Raw genomic sequence first — 22,174 nt, 5'->3', positions numbered from 1 at the left:
GGAGGACTGGGCGGAGTGTGACGACTGGGTGGTGGCAGTGGGCGGTGGATTCCGGGGCGGGTGACGCAGTCGCCACCCCGGCCGTCATGGAGAGCGCGGCGACGGAAAGGCCGAGCGCGAGAGCGATACGGGTCCGGCCGGCGGACTTCTTCGCAAGCGACATCCGGTTCACAACTTTCCCCTGTGAATTGGTGCTGCGTGCCGGATTGCTTCCGGCACGACCGACGATGCCAGCGGGGGACCCGGCACAGTATCCGGATGTCTGTCAGCTTGTTGCACCGGGCGCGGCAGCATCGTGACAGCCGTGACTCCTGTCGGGGAGACGCCGCCCAAATTCATTCGCCCGGCACGCGCGTGCTGGCTACAATCGCCCGTCCTGCCGCCTCCCGAACCGCGCTGCTCGCAGCAGCCGGGGGAGTGCCGCCGCCCGGACGGAAACCGGCCGGCGCCCCTGTCCGCTTGCTCACGCCGGAGGCAACACCGTGCCCGCGCACGCCCCCATCCCCCCTGTCGGCCCCATCGGCTCGGACCACCCGAACAGCTCGGACGGCCCGAACGGCACCGAGGGGCCAGGCAGCCCAGACGGCCCCGCCCCCCTGGCCCGCGAGCGTGCCCACCTCGCCGCGTCCCGTGCCGCGCTGCGGGCCATGCGCGAGGACGTCCAGTCGCTGGACATCCGCGACGTCACCGCCAACTGGGTGAACGCCGCGGTTCTCCAGGCGCAGATCGACGAACGCATCAAGGCCCTCGCCGACCTTTCCCACACCCCGCTGTTCTTCGGCCGCCTCGACTACCTGCACGCGCCGGGCGCGGAGCTGGCGGAAGGGGCCGGCGGCGAGCAGTTCTACATCGGGCGCCGGCACGTCCACGACTCCGACGGCGACCCGATGGTCATCGACTGGCGCGCACCCGTCTCCCAGCCGTTCTACCGGGCCTCGAAGAAGGACCCGATGGACGTCGCGCTGCGCCGCCGCTTCGGTTACACCGGCGGCGACCTCACGGCGTACGAGGACGAGCACCTCACCGACCCCGACGAGGCGGCACAGGCCAGCAAGCTGCTCCAGGCCGAGATCGAACGCCCCCGCGTGGGCCCGATGCGGGACATCGTCGCGACGATCCAGCCCGAGCAGGACGAGATCGTGCGGTCGGGCCTGGCCGGCAGCGTCTGTGTCCAGGGCGGCCCGGGCACCGGAAAGACGGCCGTGGGCCTGCACCGGGTGGCCTATCTGCTCTACGCCCACCGGGAACGGCTGGCCCGCACCGGCACGCTCGTCATCGGGCCGAACCGGTCCTTCCTTCACTACATCGAGCAAGTGCTGCCCGCCCTGGGCGAGTTGGAGGTCAAGCAGGCGACGGTCGACGATCTCGTCGCGACGAACGTGGAGGTGCGCGGCACGGACGACGCCGGAGCGGCGGTCATCAAGGGCGACGCGAGGATGGCCGAAGTCCTGCGCCGCGCGGTCCGCTCCCACGTCACGATGCCCACCGAGCCGGTGGTGGTGGTCCGCGGCTCGCGGCGCTGGCGGATCCCCGCGTACGAACTCGAGGAGACCGTCGCCGAGCTGCTCGCCCGGGACATCCGCTACGGCGCCGCCCGCGACGCCCTCCCGCAGCGCATCGCGCACGCGGTGCTGGTGCGGATGGAGCAGGCGGGCGAGGCCCCGGACGACCGGGTCCAGGACGCGGTGGCCCGCAACCCCGCGGTCAAGGAGGCGGTCAAGGCGATCTGGCCGCCGGTGGACCCGGCGAAGCTGGTTCTCCGGCTGCTCTCCGACGAGGAATTCCTCGCCGCCCATGCGGAAGGTGTCCTCTCGGCCGACGAGCAGAAGGCGATCCTCTTCACCAAGCCGGCCCGCAGCGTAAGGTCGGCCAGATGGTCGGCGGCCGACGCGGTGCTCATCGACGAGACGCAGGACCTCGTCTCCCGCACGCACTCGCTGGGCCATGTCGTCCTCGACGAGGCACAGGATCTGTCCCCCATGCAGTACCGGGCGGTGGGCCGCCGATGCACGACCGGTTCCGCGACGGTCCTCGGCGACCTGGCGCAGGGCACGACGCCATGGGCGACCGGGAGCTGGGCGGAGGCTCTGGCCCACCTGGGGAAGCCGGACGCGGCCGTCGAGGAACTCACGGCGGGCTTCCGGGTCCCCCGCGAGGTGATCGCCTACGCCTCCCGGCTCCTGCAGTTCATCTCCCCCGGTCTGGCCGAGGTCTCCTCGGTCCGTGAGGCGCCGGGCTCGCTTGCGGTACGGGAGGTGCCGGACCTCGACACCGCGGTGGTCGCCGCGTGCGAGGAGTCGCTGCGCAATGAGGGCTCCATCGGCCTGATCGCGGCCGACGGCCGCATCCCGGTTCTGGCGGAAGCCCTGTCGGCGGCGGGCCACACCTGTTTGTCGCCGGGTGAGGAGACGACGGCGGCGTCCCGGCTCACCCTGGTTCCGGCGTCGCTCGCGAAGGGTCTGGAGTACGACTACGTGGTACTGGACGAGCCGTCGGCGGTGGTGGACGGCGAGCCGGACGAACGAACGGGCCTGCGCCGCCTCTACGTTGCCCTGACCCGGGCGGTGTCAGGCCTCACCGTTCTCCACCACTCCCCGCTCCCACCCCAGCTTTTGGCCTCCTGACGCCCTGACGCCTGCCGGAGCCGAGGGGGCCGGAGGGGGGCCGAGGCGGGGGGCCGCGCAGCCGCCGCCGACCGCGCGGACCACCCGCCGGCAAGCACTCACCCTCCACCCACCGCCGAACGGGGCGGCCGGTGGGCGAGGGTGCCCCGCGTCAGTCCACCGCTTCGCGCCACTCCGCGACCATCGCCGCGTCGACCGGCGCGGACCAGCCACCGGGCCGAGCCGCGCCGCCGATGTGGAACGCGTCCACTCCCGCCGCCCGCAGCGCCGGCAGGTGGTCCAGCCGGAGGCCGCCGCCGACCAGCATCCGCGGCTCGTACCCGGGCTCACCCCGCCGCGCCGCCTCCGCGAGGAGGACGGGCATGCCGGCGTCCACGCCCTCCGCCGCGCCGGCGGTGAGGTACGTGTCGAGGCCCGGCAGTTCCGCGAGTTGCCTACGCAGCGCATCACGGTCACCCGCCCGGTCGATCGCCCGGTGGAACGTCCACCGGCATCCCTCCAGCTCCGCCGCGAGCCGTTCCACCGCGACCAGGTCGGGCGTGCCGTCCGGGTCCAGAAAGCCCAGGACGAACTCGTGCGCACCCTCGGCCCGCAGTGCCCGCGCGTCCCGTACGAGTGCGTCGACATCCCCGGCGGCGAACCCGTCCGTCGCTCTCAGCATCACGCGCAGTGGAATGTCGACGGCTCCCCGGACCGCGGCGAAGGTCGCCGGCGAGGGCGTGAGCCCGTCGGCGGCGATGTCCCTGACCAGTTCCAGGCGGTCCGCACCACCGGCCTGGGCGGCGACCGCGTCCTCCACGTTGAGGGCGATCACCTCCAGGACTGCACGGTTGCTCATGTGACCCCATTCCTTCGACCACTCGTATCGGATATAGGTCTAGTCCAATAGTCAAGGCCCACCCTAAAGGCGACTGCCACGGGCCACAATGAGGCTCATGGCCGAGCACCCCGCCCACCCCGCCCACGACGAGCTCCGCCGCCGCTGGGCGTCCGCGATCCCGCACCCGAGCCGGCACCCGAGCCCGGGCCCACACCAGGTCTCGTACCCCGACGTGCAGCGTTACGCCGACAACCTGCTGGCCCGCTGGGCGGAGCCGCAGCGGAAGTACCACACCACCGATCACCTGCTCGCGGTCCTCGACCGCGTCGACGAACTCGCGCACCACGCGGCCGACGCCGACGCCGTCCGCCTGGCGGCCTGGTTCCACGACGCGGTCTACCGCCCCGACCGCTCGGAGAACGAGGAGCGCAGCGCCGCCCTCGCCGAGCGAGCCCTGCCCGAGCTGGGCCTGGACGAGGCCCGGACGGCCGAGGTCGCCCGGCTCGTCCGGCTGACGGTCACCCACGACCCGCAGCCCGGGGACGCGAACGGCGAGGTGCTGTGCGACGCGGACCTGGCGATCCTGGCGGCGGAGCCCAAGGGGTACGCCGCCTACGCCGCCGCGGTGCGGGAGGAGTACGGATTCGTACCGGACGACGCGTTCCGCGAGGGCCGGGCAGCCGTACTGCGGCAGCTCCTGAGCCTGCCTGCGCTGTTCCGTACCCCATACGGACGGGAGAACTGGGAGGAGGCGGCCCGCCGGAACGTGGCCACGGAGCTGACCCTGCTCACCACCTGAGACGGAGCGGAGAGGAGCCGAGACCCGCCACGGGGCGGGAATGTCAGGCACCAATCGGCGGTTGGTACTTGTCATGCCCGAAACCGCTGAACGTACCGACCGCATCCGTATGCCCCTCGCGGTCCACATCCTCGGGCTCTCCGTCTTCGCACTCGGAACCAGCGAGTTCATGCTGTCCGGCCTGCTGCCGCCCATCGCCGCCGACCTGGAGGTCACCATCCCGCAGGCCGGGCTGCTGATATCCGCCTTCGCCATCGGCATGGTCGTCGGCGCTCCGCTGCTCGCCGTCGCCACCCTCCGGCTCCCCCGCAAGACGACGCTGGTCGCGCTGATCTCCCTCTTCGGGCTCGGCCAGGTCGCCGGAGCGCTCGCGCCCTCGTACGAGCTGCTCTTCGCCTCCCGTGTGATCAGCGCCCTGGCGTGTGCCGGGTTCTGGGCGGTGGGCGCGGCGGTCGCCATCGCCATGGTCCCGTTCGGCTCCCGCGCCCGGGCCATGGCCGTCATGATCGGCGGGCTGTCGATCGCCAACGTCCTCGGCGTCCCGGCGGGCGCGTTCCTCGGCGAGCACCTGGGCTGGCGTTCGGCGTTCTGGGCCGTCGGCGCAGCCTCCGCCGTGGCCCTGGTCGGCGTGGTCGCGTTGATCCCGCGCATTCCGCTTCCGGACGAGAAGCCGAAGCTCGGACGCGAGCTCGCGATCTACCGCGACCGGCAGGTGTGGCTGTCCGTCTCGGTCATCGCGCTGGCGGCGGGCGGCGTCTTCTGCGCGTTCAGCTACTTCGCCCCGCTGCTGACGGATGTCGCCGGGCTGGACTCGGAGTGGGTGCCGACCGTCCTCGCGCTCTTCGGTATCGGCGCGCTCGTCGGTACGACGATCGGCGGCCGGGTCGCCGACGCGCACATGTTCGGGGTGCTGCTGAGCGGCATCACGGCCTCCACGGTGCTGCTGGTCGCCCTCGCCCTGTTCGCGTCGAACCAGTTCGCCGCCATCGCGCTCTCGTTCCTGCTCGGCCTTTCCGCCTTCTACACGGCCCCGGCGCTGAACGCCCGCATGTTCAACGTCGCAGGCGCCGCCCCCACCCTCGCGGCGGCCACGACCACGGCGGCCTTCAACCTCGGCAACACTGGCGGGCCCTGGCTCGGCGGCAGCGTCATCGACGCGGGCTTCGGATTCGCGTCGACCGCCTGGGCGGGCGCCGCGATGACGGTGCCGGCGGTCGTGCTGGCCGCGGTGGCACTGCGCCTCCAGCGCACGCCCGGGCCCGGGTCCCGCACGGTCGCGTCGTCCGCGTCTTCGCCGAGGGAGGCGCGCGCGGAACGGGTCTGAGCGGAGTCGCGCGGCGGGCGCCCACGAGGTTGGTGCACCGCTCACTCGATCGTGGGACGCTGAGGGAAGCGGCTCAGTGCCGCAGATCTGTCGATCACGCTCGCCCCGTCAGGCCACTGGAGAAGGGAGTCGCGATGACCGCTGCGATGGTCGCGGACGACCAGGTGCCGAACGGTGAGCCGTGGGACTACCTGCTGGAGGCCTGGCGGGAGCTGGACGTGCCCGAGGGGTGGCGCGCCGAGATCGACGGAGGGCAGATCGTCTTGGTACCACCGCCACACGCGCACCACAACGGCATCGCCGCAGCCGTACAGCGCGCGTTGTACCGCAACCTGCCCGAAGAGCTGGAGGTCTACCAAACCCTGGGCATCCACATCGCCACGCTCGACAAGCTGTACGTACCCGACCTGGTGGTCATGCCGAAGGACCGGATCGCGGCGGTGGACCCGGAGAAGAACGACCCGGTGGATGCTGCCGAAGCGCTGCTCGTCGTGGAGATCACCTCCAGAAACACAGGTGCGGCTTCCGGAGCCGTTCGGCGTGACGCTGGACACCGCCGCCTTCCCGGGCTGAGCCCGCGCCTGGCTCGTCGGCCACGGGCCCGTTACGGCGCCGGCCGCCCCTTGGGCCTGCGCAGCCCCGCCGCCGTGAGCCTGCGCACCAGTTCCTTGCTGCCCACCTCCACCGCGCCCGCGCGCACCGCGTCCTCGTACCGGTGCGACGGGATGTCGTAGTGGTCGCGCTCGAAAGCGCGCGACGGGCAGCCGATGGCCGCCGCGAAAGCGTGCAGTTCCTCGTACGAGACATCGCTGACCAGATGCGACCACATCCGGCCGTGCCCCGGCCATGTCGGGGGGTCGATGTAGAGCGTCACCGTGGCGTCACCGGCCCAGCACCCCGCCGAGCGCCCCGACCGACGAGACCACCACGCCCGCCTTGCCGCACACCCAGTGCGGGTCTGTTCCCAACTCCGGTTCCACATCGAGGGCATGCGGTTCGCCGGCCGCACAGACGGGACACAGCGGCCACCGGCCGTACTTCTCCAGCAGCGCGTCCTGGACGTCCTGGGCGATCAGGCCGAGGACGTAGTCGACGCCCTCCGGCCACTGCTCGGCCCACCAACGGCGGTGCGCCACCGAGTCCTCGACCATGGAGACGACATCGGCCTCCGCGACCCTGCCCGCCATGAGATCGGCCAGCACGAGGGCCCGGGCGGCGTGCAGTGCCCTCTCCAGGCCGGACGGCACGGGCGTGGGAGGGGAGGGGTCCGACGGTTCCATGGAGCAATTGTCACCCTTGCCGCGGCGGACACGAAGGACTGTCACAGGTCGGGACCACTGAAGAAGGGGCACAGGATGGGCGATGCAGGGGTTGACGCCCCCGAACGGTGAAAATATCTTTCAAGAGTGACCAATGACGTGAAGGAAATTTTTACCGGGGTCACCACCCCGCCCGCCCCCGCCGCCCTCGCGGCCAAGGTACGCACCCTCGCGCCGTCCATGACCCGCTCCATGCAGCGGGTGGCCGAAGCCGTGGCCGGCGACCCGGCGGGCTGCGCGGCCCTCACGGTCACCGGTCTCGCCGAACTCACCGGCACCAGCGAGGCGACCGTGGTCCGCACCGCCCGCATCCTCGGCTACCCCGGCTACCGCGACCTGCGTCTCGCGCTCGCCGGACTGGCCGCGCAGCAGCAGTCCGGCCGGGCCCCCTCCGTCACCGCCGACATCGCGGTGGACGACCCGATCGCCGACGTCGTCGCCAAGCTCGCGTACGACGAGCAGCAGACGCTCGCCGACACCGCGGCCGGTCTGGACACCACCCAGCTGGGCGCCGCCGTCACTGCCCTCGCCGCGGCCCGGCGGATCGACATCTACGGCGTCGGCGCGTCCTCCCTCGTCGGCATGGACCTCGCCCAGAAGCTCCTGCGTATCGGCCTGATCGCCCATGCTCACGCCGACCCGCACCTCGCCGTCACCAACGCCGTGCAGCTGCGCACCGGTGACGTCGCCATCGCGATCACCCACTCCGGCTCCACCGGCGACGTCATAGAACCGCTGCGCACGGCCTTCGAGCACGGGGCGACGACCGTGGCCATCACCGGCCGTCCGGACGGGCCGGTGTCGCAGTACGCCGACCACGTACTCACCACCTCCACCGCCCGCGAGAGCGAACTGCGCCCGGCCGCCATGTCCAGCCGGACCAGCCAACTCCTGGTGGTGGACTGCCTGTTCATCGGCGTCGCGCAGCGCACGTACGAGTCGGCCGCCCCCGCGCTCGCCGCCTCCTACGAAGCACTCGCCCACCGCCACACCCCCCGCACGAGTCGCTGAACCGCCCGGCTGAAACACCTGCTGAACCGCCCGCTGAACCACCCCGGCCGACCACCGGGCTGAACCAGGAAGCAGAGAGCCGCCCCATGACCTCCAGCAGCGACTACGCAGCACTGCGCGCCCAGCTCGACACCCTGACCACGGAGGCCTTCCGGCCCGAACTCGCCGAGATCGACCGGCTGTCCACCCTGGAGATCGCCCGGACGATGAACGCGGAGGACGCCACCGTCCCCACAGCCGTCGGCGCGCAGCTCCCGCACATCGCCGCCGCGATCGACGGCATTGCCGCCCGGATGGCTTGCGGCGGCCGCCTGATCTACGCGGGCGCCGGCACCGCCGGCCGCCTCGGCATCCTGGACGCCAGCGAGTGCCCGCCCACCTTCAACACCGACCCGAGCGAGGTGATCGGGCTCATCGCGGGGGGACCGACCGCCATGGTCACCGCGGTCGAGGGAGCCGAGGACAGCAAGGAGCTGGCCGCGGGCGATCTGGACGCCCTCGGTCTCACCGCGGACGACACCGTCGTCGGAGTCTCCGCCTCCGGCCGCACCCCGTACGCGATCGGCGCGGTCGAACACGCCCGCGCGAGGGGGGCCTTGACCGTCGGCCTGTCCTGCAACAAGGGATCGGCGCTGGCCGCGGCGGCGGAGTACGGCATCGAGGTCGTCGTGGGCGCCGAACTGCTGACCGGCTCGACCCGCCTCAAGGCCGGTACGGCGCAGAAACTCGTCCTCAACATGATCTCGACCGTCACGATGATCCGGCTCGGCAAGACGTACGGGAACCTGATGGTCGACGTCCGGGCCTCCAACGAGAAGCTGCGCGCCCGCTCACGCCGCATCGTCGCGCTGGCGACGGGAGCCTCGGACACCGACATCGAGTCGGCACTCGCCGCGACCGGCGGAGAGGTCAAGGACGCGATCCTCGTGCTCCTCGCCGGCATCGACGGCCCGACGGCTGCCGAGCTCCTGGCCAAGAGCGGCGGCCATCTGCGGGCCGCGCTGGAGGCGCGGGGCGACGCATAGCAGGGGAGCGTCCTGGCGCTTTTCCCCCCGCCGGCGGCCGAGCACGACCGCGGCCGTACCGAGATGGGGCCGCAGAACGGCGGCCCGGGGCTACGGCTCACGGCATTCAGCTCGCCGGGCGGGGCATGTGCCCCAGTCCGACCCGGTACCACGAGGCGCTGGTGCAGGTCATCACCGCCGAGCCCTTGGGGAAGCCGAAGGGGGGAGGGCCTGTTCGGTCCAGATTGTCTTGCCCTCGGTGGTGTAGCGGGTTCCCCACTTCTGAGCGAGCTGGGCGACGATGAACAGGCCTCGTCCGCCTTCGTCGACTGTGCGGGCGTGGCGCAGGTGGGGGGCGCTGGTGCTGGTGTCCTGGACTTCGCAGGTGAGGGTGCGGTCCTTGATGAGTCGCAGCTGGAGGGGCGGGGTGCCGTAGCGGACGGCGTTGGTGACGAGTTCACTGACGATCAGTTCGGTGGCGTAAGCGGTGTCCTCGTCCACGCTCCAGTCCGTAAGGGTTTGGCGGGTGTGTCTCCGGGCGACGGCGGCGTCTGTGGGGTTGTGGCTGAGGAGCCAGGAGGCCACGGAGTGGGCGGGCAGGCTGCGGGTGCGGGCGAGGAGGAGGACGGCGTCGCCGGGGCTGCTGCTGCGGAGGGTGTAAAGGCTGTCGTCACAGAGATCCTGGAGGGACCTGCCGGGGTGAGCGAGGACGTCGCGGAGGACGCCGGTGTCGTCGTCGGCACCGGCGGGGGGCGCTGGCAGCATCTCAGGGGTGTACAGGGCGAGGATGCTGCCGCTGGCGATTTCGATGGTGGTGGCGGCGAAGGGCGGGCCTTCTACGCTGCCCAGGGAGGGCCCGGCAGTGCTGTCGGGAACCTGGGTGGTGCCGTCGGGGTGGACGATCACGGGTGCGGGATGACCGGCCCGGCAGAAGGTGCATGTGCGGGTGAGCGGGTCGTAGACCGCGTAGACGCAGCTCGCGGAGAGCGGTTGCCTGTACAGGGGGTCGCCGGGGGACAGATCCGCGCGTTCTGCTGCCAGGAAGGTCGCGGTGTCGTTGAGGCGCGCGAGGAGCTCGCCGGGTTCCAGGTCCAGCGTCGCGGCCAGACAGTGGATGACGGTGCGCAGTTGCCCCATCGTGGTGGCGGCTTGGATGCCGTGGCCGGCGACATCGCCGACGACCAGGGCGGTGCGGGCGCCGGACAGGGCGATCGTGTCGAACCAGCCTCCCCCGCCGTCGGCGCCGGGCACGTGCAGGTGGGCGGTTTCGACGGTGGTCTGCGAGGAGGGATAGCGGGGCAGCAGGTGGCGCTGGACTGTCGCGGCGATGGTGTGCTCGCGGGTGAAGCGGCGGGCGTTCTCGATACACAGGGCCGTGTGGGCGGCCACTTCGAGAACCAGGCCGACATCGCCTTGGTTGTAGGGCTCGGACCGGCCGGTGCGGTAGACGCTCACCAGCCCCAGGGCCGCCCCGCGCAGAGCCAGAGGCGCCACGATGAGTGAGTGCGCCCCGGATGCGCGGATCGCCCAGGCCCTGGCTGGGTCAGCACCGAGCCACGGGCTGTCAGTGCCCAGCGCCACGAGGCGCGGCCGGAGGTCGGTCAGGGTTTGCGCGTAGGGGGTCGGGAAACTGAGGCTACGCACGTCGCCCACCGGATGCGCCTGTGCCTGATGCGGGCCGCCGCGGGAGCGGAAGGCCGCACGGCGCAAAGGCACCTCTTGGGCGAGTGGCCCGATCGGGGACTCCTCACCGCGCACCACGGCATCCACCACTTCCACCACGGCGACGTCGGCAAAGCCGGGCACCAGGGTTTCCACCAGCTCCTGGCAGGTAGCGATCACATCGAGGGTCCGTCCCACACGCTCACGCACGGCCTCCAGGACACGCAGCCGGGCACGCGCCTCTTCCTGCTCCGTGACGTCGACCACCGCGACAGCCACTCCCAGGACCGTCCCTTGCGGGTCCTTCAGCCGGAAAGCCGAAACCGAGTGCACACTTTCCCGCTCCCGATCGGTCTCCGGCCGCAAGCGCACCGGATACCCGCGCATGGGCACGCCGCTTTCCAGCACACCACGGACCATTGCCTCCACCTCCTCGAGCGCGTGGAGGCCGGCGTACACCTCGGTAAAGCGCCGCCCGAGGACCCGGTCGGCAGGCACGCCACGCATGCCCCGCGTGGCGGTGTTGACCCGCACGACCCTCAGCTCCGTATCCAGAACATGCAGTCCTACCGGGGACTGGGTGAACAGGGCGTCCAAGACCGCCCCTCCCACTCCGTCCCCAGCATTCCCGCCCGCCTGTGACCGGTGGAACGGATCATCCTGTGCCACAGGGATCACCTCCACCACCCAGGCTGCCCGACCGAGCGTGCAAGTGGACCGGCACGCTCCGTCGGGTACCCCGATCAGCCCCGCAGCACAGCCGCGGCCCGGCAGTCACAGGCGAAGGCAAGCTGATAGCGCAGGGGATCTGGCAGCCCCTGGGCTGCGGCGGGGCGCCCGGTGCCAGGTCAGCACGACCGGGAACTCACCACCCCAGGAAGTCGGCGTAGCTGGAGCAGTAGCGCGAACAGCGGACGTACGGCGGCTTCGGTCCGGCCCGTCCGGCGCGTCGGCCACCGCACGCACGCGCCCCGCGCAGGATCGCCCCATGGCATCTGACAGGGCAGCAGACACCCACCGCAACACCGCAGCCGCGCTCCTCCCCCTCGTCGGCGGCGCGTCCAACGTCACCTCCGTCGCTCACTGCATGACCCGGCTCCGGCTCGGTCTGCGCGACCGTTCACTGGTCCAGGAGGAGGCGCTGAGGGCCCTGCCCGCGGTCCTGGGCGTGGTCGAGGACGACACTTACCAGATCGTGCTGGGCCCGGGCACGGTCGCCCGGGTGACCCCGGAGTTCGAGTCCCTGCTCGCCTCGGTCCCGGTGACCGCCGAGACTCTCGCCGAGCAGGGAGCCGCGCTCAGGGCGACCCACCGGACCAGGAACGCCACCCCGCTCAAGCTCCTCCTGCGGCGGATCGCGAACATCTTCGTCCCGCTCATCCCGGCCCTCATCGGCTGCGGCATCATCGCGGGTCTCGGCGGTCTCCTCAGGAACCTCGGCTGGGCCCCCGGCCTGGTGCCCGCGCTCACGGTCCTCGCGTCCGGCTTCATGTCGCTGATCGCGGTGTTCGTCGGCCACAACACGGCGAAGGAGTTCGGCGGCACACCGATCCTGGGCGGCGCGGTCGCCGCGATCATCGTGTTCCCCGGCGTCGCGAACGTCACCGCGTTCGGCCGGCAGCTCTCCCCCGGCCAGGGCGGCGTCCTCGGCGCTCTCGCCGCCGCACTCCTCGCCGTGTACATCGAGAAGGCCTGCCGACGCCGGGTCCCCGGCGCCCTGGACGTACTGGTCACTCCGACCCTCACGGTCCTCGGCTCCGGCCTGGTCACCGTCTTCGGTCTGATGTTCGTCGCCGGTGAGGTCTCCACCGCGATCGGCGACTTCGCCCACTGGCTGCTGGCGACGGGCGGCGCGTTCGCGGGCTTCGTCCTCGGCGGCCTGTTCCTCCCGCTCGTCATGCTGGGGCTCCACCAGGCCCTGATCCCGATCCACACCACACTCATCGAGCAGCAGGGCCACACCGTCCTCCTGCCGATCCTCGCCATGGCCGGAGCGGGCCAGGTCGGTGCGGCGGCAGCGGTCTTCTTCCGCCTGCGGAACAACACGTCCATCCGGGCGACGATCAAATCGGCGCTCCCGGCCGGCTTCCTGGGCGTGGGCGAACCCCTCATCTACGGCGTCTCGCTCCCCCTCGGCCGCCCGTTCGTCACGGCATGCATCGGCGGCGCGTTCGGCGGCGGCTTCGTCGGCCTGGTCAACCAGCTGGGTGAAACGGTCGGCTCCACGGCGATCGGCCCCTCCGGCTGGGCGCTGTTTCCCCTGCTCGCCGGTGGCCAGGGCATGGGCACGACGATCGCGGTCTATGCGATGGGCTTGCTGGCCGGGTACGCGGCCGGGTTCGTCGCGACGTACTTCTTCGGGTTCAGCAAGCGGATGCTGCTGGACCTGAACGCGGAGACGAACTCTCGCGGTTGAGCTCGGCCACCCGGACCCGCAGCGAGTACGGCGGCGAGCCGGCGGGCGGTGGTCAGGTTGCACCGGCCGAGGTCGATGAGCGGCGCGGGTTCGTGGCCCGCGCTGGACACCGGGTCCAGCCGCAGCGACGGCAGGGTGACGCCACCGCCGCCAGTCCGGCCCGCAGTTGCTCGGTGGCCTCCTGCGCCGCCCGCACTCTCTCGGTCATCTCCAGTGCCCTCCACGCTGAGTAGTCGAATCGCCTACACAGAGTGTCTACTCCGGGCTAACCTGGCCAGGAGTGAGGGTCCAACAACCGTTCCTCACCAGTGTGCATGAGTGAGTCTTGGACCCACTGGCGGCAACTGCGTCGAGGTCGCCGCCAAGCTCACCGGCATCGTTCCCGTCCGGGACTCGAAAGCCCTGCTCGGCCCGGCGCTCGTGTTCCGGGCCGGCGCGTGGTCCGCGTTCGTCTCGGGGGTGAAGAACGGCCAGCTCACAAAGCCCTGATCCCGCCCGGGGCTCAAGCCCCGGAGTCCGAGCCCTCTTTCAGTGGAATGGGCGGTGGGTACCACCCACCCACCCAACTCCCGCGTATACCAGCGCGGATGCCTTGGCGTGACCGGCTTGCCACAAAGCATTGCGGCGGTCTAGCGTGCCCGCATAACGAACAACCCCCGCACCGGTGTTAGCAGCACCAGGCGGGGGTTTGACCATCAAGATCGAACTAGGACCGATCTCATGGCTGTAGCCCAGCTTAGTGCTGCCCCGCACGCGCCCGCACATCCCCTCGCCAATCCGGGTTACGGCAAGCGCAACGCGCCCGACCAACGTCCTCACCGCCCGGACGAGTTCGCGCACCTCCCGCGTCGGGAGGCCTCCATCGCCGCGTACATCGACCGGGGAAAGCCTTTACAACCGGCGAAGTGCCCCAGGAGCGGCCCCCTCCCGAGCAAGGGCCGCCGCAGCGCGGCCGGGCGTACGCGGTCCTCGCCTCGCTGGGCCGCACCGCACCCGCCATGTCGCTCTCGTCCGCGGACTGCACCGCCCTGGAACCTCTGGCCGCCGAGTGGCTGGCCCGGGGCGCGACCGCCGCGGAGCTGCTGCACGCTCTGACCGCCGGCCTGCCCGTATCGGTCCACCACCCGGCCGGCATCGCCCGCACCCGACTGACCACCAAACTCCCCCCGCGGCGCCCGAAGCAGGTATCCGTTCCGAAGCCCGCGCCTCTCCGCATCCTTGAATGCACGGACTGCCGCGCCCCAGGCCGCCCGGAAGCCCTGGTGGACGGCCTCTGCCGCGACTGCCGCCACGAGCCCCCGCCCCGCCGGGACGGCGCCCTGACCCCGGCCGAGGTCCAAGCCCACGCCCACCGCATCCGCAATGCGGCCCGAACCGCCCATGCATAATTCCAGAATCTGAACGATATACTTGTAGTGCCGTGATTCCCATGAGAGGGGGCCGGTCATGGCTCGTACAGTCGTCGACATCGATGATGAACTGATCGCCGAAGCCGCCAAGCTCCTCGGCACCACCACGAAGGTGGCAACCATCCGGGCCGCCCTCGCAGCAGAAGTCGGGCGGGCCAAGCGCCGTGAGTTCGCCGCGGCGATCAAGAGCGGCGAGTACGACCTCACGCACGATTCACGGGACGAGGGAAACCAGGGCGCCGCGTGACGCGCATGTACCTGATCGACAAGTCGGCCATGGCCCGCTGGCGTCGTCCCGCAGCCGCCAAGCGTCTCGACGAACTCTCCGACCTCGGTCTATTGGCTGTGTGCGGGGCGGTCGAGATCGAAGTCCTCTACAGCGCACGCAACTCGGTGGAGGCCGCTCGGATGGTCGAGCAGCTTCGCTGGTTCGACCGTCTGCCCATGCCGGACGAGGTCTGGGACGCGGCACTGTCCACCCAGGCCGCTGCAATCAGGAAAGGCAACCATCGGGCGCTTTCCACGGCGGATCTCCTCATCGCGGCGACGGCCGCACGTCATGACGCGATCGTCCTGCATTACGACGGGGACTACGACCAGATCGCGGCCATCACCGGCCAAGCGACCGAATGGGTCGTGCCCCCGGGCACTGCCGACTGACGCCGCAGGGGCGGCACCCCCTGGGAGGAGGGTGCCGCCCCTGCGTACGTGCTCAGGACGGTTGATCAACCAATGGCCGATCAGAAGTCCATGTCACCGCCCGGCATGCCGCCGCCCGCGGGGGCACCGGCCTTCTCGGGCTTGTCCGCGATGACAGCCTCGGTGGTGAGGAACAGCGCGGCGATGGAGGCCGCGTTCTGCAGCGCGGAGCGCGTGACCTTCGCCGGGTCGATGATGCCCTCGGCGATCATGTCGACGTACTCGCCGGTCGCGGCGTTCAGGCCGTGGCCGATCGGGAGATTGCGGACCTTCTCCACGACGACGCCACCCTCGAGACCACCGTTGACGGCGATCTGCTTGAGCGGGGCCTCCAGGGCCAGGCGCACGGCGTTGGCGCCGGTCGCCTCGTCACCGTCGAGCTCGAGCTTCTCGAAGACGGCGGAAGCCTGGATCAGAGCCACGCCACCACCGGCGACGATGCCCTCCTCGACGGCGGCCTTGGCGTTGCGCACCGCGTCCTCGATGCGGTGCTTGCGCTCCTTGAGCTCGACCTCGGTCGCGGCGCCGGCCTTGATGACGGCCACGCCGCCGGCCAGCTTCGCGAGGCGCTCCTGGAGCTTCTCGCGGTCGTAGTCCGAGTCGGAGTTCTCGATCTCGGCACGGATCTGGTTGACGCGACCGGCAACCTGCTCGCTCTCACCGGCACCGTCGACGATCGTCGTCTCGTCCTTGGTGACGACGACCTTGCGGGCGTGGCCGAGCAGCTCCAGGCCGGCGTTCTCGAGCTTGAGACCGACCTCCTCGGAGATGACCGTGCCACCGGTGAGGATGGCGATGTCGTTGAGCATCGCCTTGCGGCGGTCACCGAAGCCCGGAGCCTTGACGGCAACGGACTTGAAGGTGCCACGGATCTTGTTGACGACCAGGGTCGACAGGGCCTCGCCCTCGACGTCCTCGGCGATGATCAGCAGCGGCTTGCCGGACTGCATGACCTTCTCGAGGAGCGGCAGCAGGTCCTTGACCGAGCTGATCTTCGAGTTGACGATCAGGATGTACGGGTCGTCGAGCGACGCCTCCATACGCTCCATGTCGGTGGCGAAGTACGCCGAGATGTAGCCCTTGTCGAAGCGCATACCCTCGGTGAGCTCCAGCTCCAGACCGAAGGTCTGGGACTCCTCGACGGTGATGACGCCTTCCTTGCCGACCTTGTCCATCGCCTCGGCGATGAGCTCGCCGATCTGGGTGTCGGCGGCGGAGATGGAGGCGGTCGAAGCGATCTGCTCCTTGGTCTCCACGTCCTTGGCCTGCTCCAGCAGCGCACCGGAGACGGCCTCGACGGCCTTCTCGATGCCGCGCTTGAGAGCCATCGGGTTGGCGCCGGCGGCGACGTTGCGCAGGCCCTCGCGGACGAGCGCCTGAGCCAGCACCGTGGCGGTCGTGGTTCCGTCACCGGCGACGTCGTCCGTCTTCTTGGCGACTTCCTTGACCAGCTCGGCGCCGATCTTCTCGTACGGGTCCTCGAGCTCGATCTCCTTGGCGATGGAAACACCATCGTTGGTGATCGTGGGGGCGCCCCACTTCTTCTCGAGGACGACGTTGCGGCCCTTGGGGCCGAGGGTGACCTTGACGGCGTCGGCGAGCTGGTTCATCCCGCGCTCGAGACCGCGCCGTGCCTCCTCGTCGAACGCGATGATCTTGGCCATGTGAAGTGGTCCTCCCGGACTGGGGTGGATTGCTCCGGACCGCGTGGCGCCCGCGACGGACGGCCAGCCTGCCTGACGGATCCTTGCCCCGCCCGGCCTGCGGGCCTCGCCGACCCGGTCCTTCTTGTCACTCTCACTGGGAGAGTGCTAACGCAATGATTAGCACTCGACCCCCGAGAGTGCAAGCGACTCCGGAGTAGTCCCGAAGTGGCGCGCCCGCGCCCCGCGCGGGTCGTGGACGCACCCCGGACGCACGAGGGGCCCGTATCCCTGGTGGGATACGGGCCCCTCGGCGTGAGTGCGTCGGTGGCCGGTCGCGCCGAGATCAGACGGCGAGCTTGACCATGTCCGCCTGCGGACCCTTCTGGCCCTGCGAGATCTCGAACTCGACTCGCTGACCTTCTTCCAGGGTGCGGTAGCCGTCCATCTGGATCGCGCTGTAGTGGACGAAAACATCCGCACCACCGTCGACCGCGATGAAGCCGTACCCCTTCTCCGCGTTGAACCACTTGACGGTGCCCTGAGCCATGCCTAACTCCCCTATTACTGGCCCTTGCACAGACCCGCACTTCGCGGACCCGGGTCTGACCTCGCCGGAACGCGTCGACCGCGGCTGAATGTATCTGCTCATGCGCTGTCTGCAACAGGTCAATCCGACGAGAATTCTGGGCACGGCTGAACACTTAAATGCGGTGAATTCCCCATATTCCAGGGCAAGTCGGGCCGGACATAGGGGAATCTATGCCGCAATCGCCACGAACACTTTGACCCCACCTTGTCGCGTTCTCATATGCACGGGGCACAAACAGCGAGGGGGACTTCCCCAACTCTACCGCGCTCAATCATGCAGAATTGCCCCCTCCGCTTCTATTGCGGAGGGGGCAATTCAGGTAACGCCGAGTGCGATCAGCCTCCGGCGACGGCCGGAATGATCGAGACGCCGGCCCCCTCGGGGGTCGCCGTCGCGAGGCCGCCCTCGAAGCGGACGTCGTCGTCGTTGACGTACACGTTCACGAAGCGGCGCAGCTTGCCCTGGTCGTCCAGCACACGCGCGGCAATGCCCGGGTGGTTCTTCTCCAGGGACTCGATGACCTCGGCGAGGGTCGCGCCCTCCGCCGGGACCTCGGCCTTGCCGCCCGTGTAGGTGCGGAGGATGGTCGGGATACGGACATTGACGCTCATACGGTGCTGCCTTCCGGGAAGCAGGGGCTACGGGCGGGGACTCAGGCCAGGCCGGCGGCGCGGAACGCGTCCAGGCTCGGGCGGATCGTCGCGGTCGGTCCGGTGGTCGGCGCGACTGCGTCCAGCGTCTTCAGGCCGTCGCCGGTGTTGAGGACGACGGTGGTGAGGGCCGGGTCGAGCAGACCGTTCTCGATCAGCTTCCTGGTGACGCCGACGGTCACGCCACCCGCCGTCTCCGCGAAGATGCCCTCCGTCTGCGCCAGCAGCTTGATGGCCTCGACGATCCGCGTGTCGTCGACGTCCTCGACCGCGCCACCCGTGCGGCGGGCGATGTCCAGGACATACGGGCCGTCGGCCGGGTTGCCGATGGCGAGCGACTTGGCGATGGTGTCCGGCTTGACCGGGCGGACCACGTCGTGACCGGCCTTGAAGGCGGCTGAGACCGGGGAGCAGCCCTCTGCCTGGGCGCCGAAGATCTTGTACGGCTTGTCCTCGACGAGGCCCAGCGCGATGAGCTCCTTCAGCCCCTTGTCGATCTTCGTGAGCTGCGAGCCGGAGGCGATCGGGATCACGAGCTGGTCGGGCAGCTGCCAGCCGAGCTGCTCGCAGATCTCGTACGCCAGGGTCTTGGAGCCCTCGCCGTAGTACGGGCGGAGGTTGACGTTCACGAACCCCCAGCCCTCGCCCAGCGGGTCGCCGATGAGTTCGGAGCAGAAGCGGTTGACGTCGTCGTAGTTGCCCTCGATGCCGACCAGGTCGCCCCCGTACACCGCGGCCATGACGACCTTGCCGGCCTCCAGGTCGTTCGGGATGAACACGCAGGAGCGGAAGCCCGACCGGGCGGCGGCGGCGCCGACGGCACCGGCCAGGTTGCCCGTGGAGGAGCAGGACAGGGTGGTGAAGCCGAAGGCGCGGGCGGCTTCGACGGCGATGGCGACGACACGGTCCTTGAAGGAGTGCGTCGGGTTGCCGGAGTCGTCCTTGACGTACAGGCCGCCGGTCACGCCCAGTGCGCGGGCCAGGTTGTCGGCCTTGACGAGCTTGGTGAAGCCGGGGTTGAGGTTCGGCTTCCCGGCCACGTCGGCGGGAACGGGCAGCAGCGGCGCGTAGCGCCAGATGTTGTCGGGTCCGGCCTCGATCCGCTTGCGCAGGGCATCGGGGTCGCCGCTCGGCAGTTCGTAAGCCACTTCGAGCGGCCCGAAACACGACGAACAGGCGAAGATCGGTCCGAGTCCGAAACGCTCACCGCATTCGCGGCAGGAGAGGGCTGCAGCGGGCCCGAGGTCGACAGCGTTCGCGGAGTCCGCGGAATCGGTGTTGTTTGCAACAGTCTGCACAGCCATGGAGGCGAGGCCCTTTCTCCTCATCTTCCCCGTGGCGCACTTCGCCACGAGACGGAATTGGCACCTTCCCTAGCCGGGAGCCTCGCGGTGATATGCGAGACCGACTGGAGGGTTGCCGGGGCTTCAACGGGCCGTTTCCCTCTGCCCCTCTGGATGAGCGGTATGGCACTGGGCACGGGCCCAGGCGTTTGTGTGCGTATCGACCCCCGGCATGCGAGGGTCGTCCGCGTTGTTCAAGACTGTAACCGAAGGCCCGGACGGTTGAGACAGTCGTCCGAACCGCGAGATGGATCAACGGTTCACCGGGCCGGCTCATACGACTCATACGGTCAAGGAGACGCGCACGTGCTGGAAGAGGTGGAACGCTGGCTGCGCCGGCGTTCCTGGTCCGCCGCCGACCGCCCGCTCGACCAGCTCATCGCGGCCAAGCGTGGCACCGCGGTGAGCGTGGTACTGCCCGCGCTCAACGAGCAGGAGACCGTCGGCGACATCGTCGCCGTGATCCGCCGCGAGCTGATGGAGGCCGTCCCGCTCGTCGACGAACTGGTGGTCGTCGACTCCGGTTCGACCGACCGCACCGCCGAGGTGGCGGCTGCGGCCGGCGCGCGGGTCGTACACCGCGACACGATCCTGCCGCGGCTGCCCGCCGTGCCCGGCAAGGGCGAGGTGCTGTGGCGCTCGCTGCTGGTGACCGGTGGCGACCTCGTCTGCTTCGTCGACGCCGACCTGAAGGACTTCTCCGCGGACTTCGTGTCCGGGATCGTCGGGCCGCTCCTCACCGATCCGGACGTGCAGTTCGTGAAGGCGATGTACGACCGGCCGCTGGCCGGCGCCGCGGGCCAGGGCGGGCGGGTGACGGAGCTCGTGGCCCGGCCCCTGCTGAACCTGCACTGGCCCCAGCTGGCCGGGTTCGTGCAGCCGCTGGGGGGCGAGTACGCGGCGCGGCGCTCGCTGCTGGAGCGGCTGCCCTTCCCGGTCGGATACGGCGTGGAGCTGGGTCTGCTCGTCGACTCGCTGCACACCGTGGGCCTGGACGCGATGGCGCAGGTGGACGTCGGCGAACGCGTCCACCGCCATCAGGACGGGCAGGCGCTCGGCCGGATGGCGGCAGCGATCTACCGGACCGCGCAGCTGCGGCTCTCACGCGGACATCTGGTGCGGCCGGCGCTCACCCAGTTCGAGCGGGGTGCGGAGGGGTTCGTACCGCAGACTCACGCCGTGGACACCGAGGAGCGGCCGCCGATGCTGGACATCCGCGAGTACGCGGCGCGGCGCGCCGCATAGGGGCGCGGCGTGGGGAGCGCGGTGTAAGTGTCCTCTTCCGTACGTTTGAGCGTTTCCGTGACGGGCTAGGTTCGCGTCATGGCTTCCCTGCTCGGTGCCCAGGTCCTTGTCGCCTCCAACCGCGGCCCGGTGTCGTACGCGCTAGGTGAGGACGGCTCGCTCGTCGCCAGGCGCGGCGGCGGCGGGCTCGTCTCCGGCCTGTCGTCCATCGGCCCGGAGACAGAGGCGGTGTGGGTCTGCGCGGCCCTCGGAGACGGCGACCGGGAGGCCGCTCGCCGCACCGGCGGGTCCCTCGACCCGGCCGACACCGGCGGACAGAGCGTCCGGATGCTGGACATCAATCCCGGCGTCTACACCGACGCGTACAACGGGGTCGCCAACTCCACGCTTTGGTTTATCCACCATCTGCTCTACCAGACCCCGCTGGAGCCCGTGTTCGGCGCGGAGTTCCGGTCGCAGTGGGCGGCTTACGAGGCGTACAACACGGCCTTCGCGGACGCGCTCGCCGAGGAGGCGGCGGAGGGCGCGGCCGTCCTGGTGCAGGATTACCACCTCGCCCTGGTACCCGGGATGCTCCGCGAGCGCCGCCCCGACGTGCGGATCGGCCACTTCTCGCACACACCGTGGGCGCCGGTGGAGTACTTCCGGATGCTCCCGGACGACATCGCCGAAAAGCTGCTCCACGGCATCCTGGGCGCGGACCGGGCGGGGTTCCTCACCCTCCGGTGGGCGCAGGCGTTCATGCAATGCTGCCAGCGGATCCTTGGCCCGGACTGCCTGGTCCAGTGGCCCAAGGACGACACGCCCAGCCTCGTGTCGTTCGAGCCGGGGCGGGCGCACAAGACGTGGATCGGGGTGCACGGGCTCGGCGCCGACGCCGACTTCCTGCGCGAGCGTGCGCACCGGCCGGACGTGGACGAGCGGATGGCGGCGCTGCGTGAGCAGATCGGCCCCGGCCGCAAGACCGTCGTCCGCGTCGACCGGACGGAACTGTCGAAGAACATCGTGCGCGGGCTGCTCGCCTACCGGCAGCTGCTGGCGGACCGCCCGGAGTGGCGGGAACGGGTCGTGCATGTCGCCTTCGCCTACCCCTCGCGCCAGGACCTCGAGGTGTACCGGACGTACACGGCGGAGGTCCAGCGCGTCTCGGACGAGATCAACGCGGAGTTCGGCACGGCTGGCTGGACGCCGGTGATCCTCCACGTCAAGGACGACTTCGCGCGCTCCCTGGCGGCGTACCGGCTGGCGGACGTGGCCCTGGTCAACCCGATCCGCGACGGCATGAACCTGGTCGCGAAGGAGATCCCGGTCGTCTCGGACGAGGGCTGTGCGCTGGTCCTGTCGCGGGAGGCGGGGGCGTACGAGGAGCTGGGCGACGAGTCGATCGTCGTCAACCCCTACGACGTCCTGGGCACGGCGGAGGCGCTGCACGAGGCGCTGACGATGCCGGACGCCGAACGGGCGGAGCGCACCAAGCGCCTGGCGGCCGCGGCGACGGCCCTGCCCCCGCAGCAATGGTTCCTGGACCAGCTCCACGCCCTGACGGACTGACCCGGTGGCGGCCCTCACCAACCGGCGCCGCCCCGCGCGCGTCGGGCCCGGGCGTCGGGCACC

Annotated in this window: 20 protein-coding genes, 2 pseudogenes and 1 riboswitch; of the genes and pseudogenes, 13 read left to right on the top strand and 9 right to left on the bottom strand. The window is 70.5% G+C overall.

The window, feature by feature from the left end; genetic code table 11:
• Positions 1-596 precede the first annotated feature (596 nt).
• A complete protein-coding gene (locus AB0M62_RS00680) occupies positions 597-2,624 on the top strand; it encodes an ATP-binding domain-containing protein (RefSeq protein WP_366072227.1) in 2,028 nt (675 codons plus the stop codon).
• A gap of 151 nt (positions 2,625-2,775) precedes the next feature.
• On the opposite strand, the gene AB0M62_RS00675 is transcribed toward AB0M62_RS00680, so the two are convergent.
• Entirely contained in the window at positions 2,776-3,462 is a 687-nt protein-coding gene (locus AB0M62_RS00675; protein WP_366071873.1) for a copper homeostasis protein CutC, read from the bottom strand.
• Positions 3,463-3,559: 97 nt separating this feature from the next.
• Here AB0M62_RS00675 and AB0M62_RS00670 point away from each other — a divergent pair, with 97 nt between their 5' ends.
• From AB0M62_RS00670 to AB0M62_RS00660, 3 genes and pseudogenes are all read left to right on the top strand, one after another.
• The gene (locus tag AB0M62_RS00670; RefSeq protein ID WP_366071872.1) at positions 3,560-4,243 is read left to right on the top strand and encodes a hypothetical protein; all 684 of its coding nucleotides are present in this window, start codon (positions 3,560-3,562) and stop codon (positions 4,241-4,243) included.
• A gap of 109 nt (positions 4,244-4,352) precedes the next feature.
• A complete protein-coding gene (locus AB0M62_RS00665) occupies positions 4,353-5,567 on the top strand; it encodes a Cmx/CmrA family chloramphenicol efflux MFS transporter (protein ID WP_366072226.1) in 1,215 nt (404 codons plus the stop codon).
• A gap of 134 nt (positions 5,568-5,701) precedes the next feature.
• Positions 5,702-6,076: pseudogene (locus tag AB0M62_RS00660) on the top strand (Uma2 family endonuclease); the annotation flags it as partial.
• Positions 6,077-6,171: 95 nt separating this feature from the next.
• Here AB0M62_RS00660 and AB0M62_RS00655 read toward each other — a convergent pair.
• Positions 6,172-6,441: a DUF4031 domain-containing protein gene (locus tag AB0M62_RS00655; protein WP_366071871.1), complete on the bottom strand. Its 270-nt coding sequence runs from the start codon at positions 6,439-6,441 to the stop codon at positions 6,172-6,174.
• A gap of 7 nt (positions 6,442-6,448) precedes the next feature.
• On the bottom strand, positions 6,449-6,847 hold the full coding sequence (locus AB0M62_RS00650) for a hypothetical protein (RefSeq protein WP_366071870.1): 399 nt from the start codon (positions 6,845-6,847) through the stop codon (positions 6,449-6,451).
• 126 nt (positions 6,848-6,973) lie between these two features.
• Here AB0M62_RS00650 and AB0M62_RS00645 point away from each other — a divergent pair, with 126 nt between their 5' ends.
• Both AB0M62_RS00645 and murQ read left to right on the top strand, forming a co-directional pair.
• Entirely contained in the window at positions 6,974-7,897 is a 924-nt protein-coding gene (locus tag AB0M62_RS00645) for a MurR/RpiR family transcriptional regulator (protein ID WP_366071869.1), read from the top strand.
• Between the two features lie 86 nt (positions 7,898-7,983).
• A complete protein-coding gene (gene murQ / locus AB0M62_RS00640) occupies positions 7,984-8,922 on the top strand; it encodes an N-acetylmuramic acid 6-phosphate etherase (protein ID WP_366071868.1) in 939 nt (312 codons plus the stop codon).
• A gap of 171 nt (positions 8,923-9,093) precedes the next feature.
• Here the strand turns inward: murQ and AB0M62_RS00635 are convergent, their stop codons facing one another.
• Entirely contained in the window at positions 9,094-11,160 is a 2,067-nt protein-coding gene (locus AB0M62_RS00635) for a SpoIIE family protein phosphatase (protein ID WP_366071867.1), read from the bottom strand.
• A gap of 391 nt (positions 11,161-11,551) precedes the next feature.
• On the opposite strand from AB0M62_RS00635, the gene AB0M62_RS00630 reads away from it, so the two are divergent.
• A complete protein-coding gene (locus AB0M62_RS00630; RefSeq protein ID WP_366071866.1) occupies positions 11,552-12,979 on the top strand; it encodes a PTS transporter subunit EIIC in 1,428 nt (475 codons plus the stop codon).
• Positions 12,980-13,002: 23 nt separating this feature from the next.
• Here the strand turns inward: AB0M62_RS00630 and AB0M62_RS00625 are convergent.
• Positions 13,003-13,187: pseudogene (locus AB0M62_RS00625) on the bottom strand (hypothetical protein); the annotation flags it as partial.
• Positions 13,188-13,297: 110 nt separating this feature from the next.
• Here AB0M62_RS00625 and AB0M62_RS00620 point away from each other — a divergent pair.
• The 4 genes from AB0M62_RS00620 (at position 13,298) to AB0M62_RS00605 (ending at position 15,048) form a co-directional block, all read left to right on the top strand.
• Positions 13,298-13,468, top strand: coding sequence for a DUF397 domain-containing protein (locus AB0M62_RS00620; protein WP_366071865.1), 171 nt, complete (start codon positions 13,298-13,300; stop codon positions 13,466-13,468).
• A gap of 416 nt (positions 13,469-13,884) precedes the next feature.
• Positions 13,885-14,367 carry a hypothetical protein gene (locus AB0M62_RS00615; protein WP_366071864.1) on the top strand — a complete coding sequence of 161 codons (483 nt, stop codon included), beginning with the start codon at positions 13,885-13,887 and terminating at the stop codon, positions 14,365-14,367.
• Positions 14,368-14,425: 58 nt separating this feature from the next.
• Positions 14,426-14,635 carry a type II toxin-antitoxin system VapB family antitoxin gene (locus tag AB0M62_RS00610; RefSeq protein WP_366071863.1) on the top strand — a complete coding sequence of 70 codons (210 nt, stop codon included), beginning with the start codon at positions 14,426-14,428 and terminating at the stop codon, positions 14,633-14,635.
• A complete protein-coding gene (locus AB0M62_RS00605) occupies positions 14,632-15,048 on the top strand; it encodes a PIN domain nuclease (RefSeq protein WP_366071862.1) in 417 nt (138 codons plus the stop codon). Before AB0M62_RS00610 ends, AB0M62_RS00605 begins: the two co-directional genes overlap by 4 nt.
• Before the next feature lie 80 nt (positions 15,049-15,128).
• On the opposite strand, the gene groL is transcribed toward AB0M62_RS00605, so the two are convergent.
• From groL to thrC, 4 genes are all read right to left on the bottom strand, one after another.
• Entirely contained in the window at positions 15,129-16,751 is a 1,623-nt protein-coding gene (gene groL / locus AB0M62_RS00600) for a chaperonin GroEL (protein WP_366071861.1), read from the bottom strand.
• A gap of 325 nt (positions 16,752-17,076) precedes the next feature.
• Positions 17,077-17,280 (bottom strand): cold-shock protein, encoded by a 204-nt coding sequence (locus tag AB0M62_RS00595; RefSeq protein WP_005315736.1) that lies wholly within the window; start codon positions 17,278-17,280, stop codon positions 17,077-17,079.
• Positions 17,281-17,657: 377 nt separating this feature from the next.
• Positions 17,658-17,933: a MoaD/ThiS family protein gene (locus AB0M62_RS00590; RefSeq protein WP_366071860.1), complete on the bottom strand. Its 276-nt coding sequence runs from the start codon at positions 17,931-17,933 to the stop codon at positions 17,658-17,660.
• A 41-nt stretch (positions 17,934-17,974) separates the two neighbouring features.
• The gene (gene thrC, locus AB0M62_RS00585) at positions 17,975-19,276 is read right to left on the bottom strand and encodes a threonine synthase (RefSeq protein ID WP_366071859.1); all 1,302 of its coding nucleotides are present in this window, start codon (positions 19,274-19,276) and stop codon (positions 17,975-17,977) included.
• 17 nt (positions 19,277-19,293) lie between these two features.
• Positions 19,294-19,436: riboswitch (SAM riboswitch) on the bottom strand.
• A 185-nt stretch (positions 19,437-19,621) separates the two neighbouring features.
• Here thrC and AB0M62_RS00580 point away from each other — a divergent pair.
• Positions 19,622-20,560: a glucosyl-3-phosphoglycerate synthase gene (locus tag AB0M62_RS00580; protein ID WP_366071858.1), complete on the top strand. Its 939-nt coding sequence runs from the start codon at positions 19,622-19,624 to the stop codon at positions 20,558-20,560.
• Positions 20,561-20,638: 78 nt separating this feature from the next.
• Positions 20,639-22,111: a trehalose-6-phosphate synthase gene (locus tag AB0M62_RS00575; protein WP_366071857.1), complete on the top strand. Its 1,473-nt coding sequence runs from the start codon at positions 20,639-20,641 to the stop codon at positions 22,109-22,111.
• Positions 22,112-22,174 lie beyond the last annotated feature (63 nt).

The sequence above is a fragment of the Streptomyces sp. NPDC051219 genome, from assembly GCF_040682335.1.
In the GTDB taxonomy this organism is placed as follows: domain Bacteria; phylum Actinomycetota; class Actinomycetes; order Streptomycetales; family Streptomycetaceae; genus Streptomyces.
This window is presented reverse-complemented; position numbering and strand designations above follow the sequence as displayed.